This window comes from Sulfuricurvum sp. (assembly GCF_022759005.1).
Taxonomy (GTDB): domain Bacteria; phylum Campylobacterota; class Campylobacteria; order Campylobacterales; family Sulfurimonadaceae; genus Sulfuricurvum.
In genome coordinates this window covers 1-3,634 of sequence record NZ_JAEMQA010000057.1, presented here as the reverse complement: position 1 = coordinate 3,634, position 3,634 = coordinate 1, and the positions used below count along the sequence as shown (strand labels likewise).

2 protein-coding genes are annotated in these 3,634 nt (G+C 44.1%); one reads left to right on the top strand and one right to left on the bottom strand.

The window, feature by feature from the left end; genetic code table 11:
* On the top strand, positions 1–345 hold a 345-nt coding region (locus JHC35_RS03760; RefSeq protein WP_295042139.1), incomplete at its 5' end, for a DnaJ C-terminal domain-containing protein.
* Between the two features lie 91 nt (positions 346–436).
* Here JHC35_RS03760 and ccsA read toward each other — a convergent pair.
* Positions 437–3,565 (bottom strand): cytochrome c biogenesis protein CcsA, encoded by a 3,129-nt coding sequence (gene ccsA, locus JHC35_RS03755; RefSeq protein WP_295042137.1) that lies wholly within the window; start codon positions 3,563–3,565, stop codon positions 437–439.
* Positions 3,566–3,634 lie beyond the last annotated feature (69 nt).

Below are 3,634 nucleotides of genomic sequence, written 5' to 3'. Positions count from 1 at the left end.
CGAAACGGCAACGATATTTACCTCGAAGTTCCGGTATTCTTCACCCAAGCGGTACTCGGTGAAAATATCACTATCCCATCGCTCAACGGCGAATTGACTTTAGAGCTCGAAACAGGGACCAAAGATGCCCAGCAATACCGTTTCAAAGGTGAAGGGATCGCCGATGTGCACGGACGCGGCAAAGGGGATTTGATTGCGCAAATCCGACTCACCTACCCTAATCGTCTAAATTCAGAACAAGAAGAACTTCTCCAAAAACTCCAAGAGAGTTTCGGTATCGAGTCAAAACCGCATGAAAGTTTGTTCGAATCGGCATTTGAAAAGGTCAAAGGGTGGTTTAAATAAATTCGTCATTCCGTACGTGATACGGAATCTAAGAAGAATGGATCCCGAATCTACCCTAAAGGGCACGAGCAGTTCGGGATGACAAGAAATTTTACTTCGTGCTTCTCTTCGGATACGCCATCGCTATAGCAATCGCAATGACTGCATAGGTCCACGGTACAAAATCAGGTACCGGAACCGGATCCCCTTTTGCATATGAGTGCATCCCTGCAAGATAGTAGTTGACCCCAAAATAGGTCATCAATACTGACGTGAACGCCAAAAGCGATACAACACTATAAATGTATTCGGTATATGCCCCTTTGATAAAGCGCAAATGCAATACTACTGCATAGACGAGAATTGTCACAAGCGCCCATGTCTCTTTTGGATCCCATCCCCAGTATCGTCCCCAGCTCTCATTCGCCCAAACACCTCCGAGGAAATTTCCGACAGTGAGGAGTACCAAACCAACCAGCAAACTCATCTCGTTAATGGCATTCAACTCACGAATAGCAAGATTAAGTCGCTGTGAATTCTCTGCATTTTTCATGATGAAAAGGATCAATGCGATCATGCCAAGCAACGCTCCCAACCCGAGGAAGCCATAACTTGCGGTAATCATAGCAACGTGGATTGCCAACCAGTACGATTGGAGAACCGGAACGAGATTGGTTACCTGCGGATCCATCCAGTTCAGATGGGCAACAAAGAGGATAAGCCCCGTCATTATCGCCGTAGCCGCCATCGTCATCACAGAGCGGCGTGAGAATATAAATCCTGCTAACACACTCGCCCAACCGATATAGATCATAGATTCATAACCGTTCGACCACGGAGCATGACCTGAGATATACCAGCGCATAATGAGTCCTGCGGTATGTGCCGCAAAAAAGAGGACGAGAAGAGCAAAAGAGACTTTACTGAGCCACTCTTCACGGAATGAGGGTTTGATAATTTTAATGAACGATAAAATGAGTAACGTAAATCCGACCACAAAATAAAGCGGCCACAATTGCTCGAAAACATTTAATTTGTTGTAGAAAATTTCAACTTTGGTTTTTGTGTCGTTCGGATAAACACTTGCACCGACAAAGCGTTGATATTTGTCGATGCGACTCAGTGCTTCATCCGCTTTTTTCCAATCACCGCTTTTCATTGACTCATCGATAGCACCGAAATAGCTAATAGCAAGAAGACGAACGATTTCACCCTCTTTTGGTGAAAGGGTTTGTAATGCTTCGATTGTCGCATCCCATTTATGGTTTTTATCGTTCGGTTTCGGCCAAATGCGGACCAATGAACCGGTATAGACCATATAGGCTACATTGACACGTTCATCGACTTGAAGCAATACTTTGTCAAATTTATCTCTTTTTCCGGGCGCTTTGCGATTTGCTTCATCAACCAGTTGTGCGAGCTTGTACCCTCTGATTTCATCAGGTACTTCAAAAAATTGTGAAAAAGCGGCCGTTTTAGCCTCTGGAGCAAGACCGATGAGTTTGTTGATCTCTTTGTCACCCGTACGGATAATCGCAATCTCTCTCCACGCATCCGGACGAAGCATCATCCCCAAAACCACTTGGTTTGAAGTGAGCCCTAAAAAGCTGTCTGAGCGGTTGAGCTTCGCCAAAATTTCATGCGAAAGAGTATCAAGCGGCTTCATACGTCCGCTGGCGTCTTGAACAATCAAGTGGCCAAATTTATCCGCATGGGCACGATCAAATGATTTTGCTGCCTGAATAACAGGATTTTGATCATCCGATGCAATGGCATTGGTTGCAGTAGAAATCACCAATAGAGCCACAAACAAAGCAGCGACGCTATTATGTCCTTTAATCGATTTGAGTTTTTCGCTCAAAGCATTAAAACGGCCGCTTTTGACAAGTAATACGCCAAACATCCCAATGGCAAGCAATAGATATCCGATATAGGTAATCAACGTTCCCGGATCGTGATTGACAGAAAGAACCGTTCCTAACTCATCTTGATCGAATGAGGATTGAAAAAATCGATATCCTTCATAATCTAAAATATGGTTCATATAAATCCTAAAATCGAATTTTTCCTGATTGGCAGGGTCTTCTACACTCACTTCACTGGCATAGGAAGCCGGTGACATAGATCCGGGATAGCGTTCGAGTTGGAAATCACGCAACGCGATCCTAAACGGCAATTTTCGCTCGATAGAACCGTATGAGGCTTCGATAGTCATATCGCCCAATGTGATCTTTTTGTATTCTCCGACATCTCCCGGAGTCCCCATTACAACTTCAGTCGCTTTGTTCTCTTTGGATGCGAAGCTAAGTGTCAAGGCATCTTGACCGTCTTGCTGCATCATCGGCCCTTTTTTAGGCTTTGATGAACCTGCTACGAGTTTCATAGACCCTTTTGGCAAGAAACCTCTCATCACGAATCCGCTTTGAGGTGTTTGAAACAAAGTTCTCTTCGTCATTTCGTGCTTTCCGACATTCAATTTGGAGGTTTGCTGTGTATCCATACTGAGCGTCATCAAAGACACCGGTGTGTTTATATACGGGGTATCACCTTCAACACTGATAGCGACAACCGGTTTATTAAACGTTTTATTCGAATCGAAATCGATAACGATGTCATTGGCCTCGATGAACTCACCGCGCTTCAACGAAACCTGCTGCGCACCCATAGCACCGGTAACCATCAGATTGAAAATGGGTTCCCCTTTCGGGTCGGCAACGGCTTCATAACGGGCATCGCCCATGTAGTTTTCAAGTTGAACTTTGATCGTATCGCCGCCCACTGCCAACTCACGTTTAAAAAAGTTTGAGGTGCGTTTTGAGAGAAAAAGAGGCTCTTTAAACGTATAGGTCTTATTCTCTTTCACCACTTTGAAAGAAACATAGGGTTCAGAGCTGATCAAAGCATCACTGCTTTCACCCTCACGAATGTGCATTGTCCCCTCATACCCGAAATAACGTGTTACCCCTGCTCCGGCAAGAATAATTAAAAAAGCGGCATGAAAAAGAAAAACCAACCATTTCCCTTTACGCGCCATTTTAAAATTGAGAATATTGAGGACTAGATTGAACGCCAATAGCGCCATCAGTATTTCAAACCAACGGGCGTTATAAACATCCGCTTTGGCAGTCATCGTACCGTAATCGTTTTCTATAAATGTTGCATAGCCGATAGCTACTGCAAACACGAGCATCAAAACTGCCATGGTTTTCATGGAGCTTACAAAAGAGAGAACTTTGTTCATGGTCAACCTATGTGAAAAATATTCGGTATTGTAGTGGGAGTTGGGTAAATATTTGTTAATTAAATATTA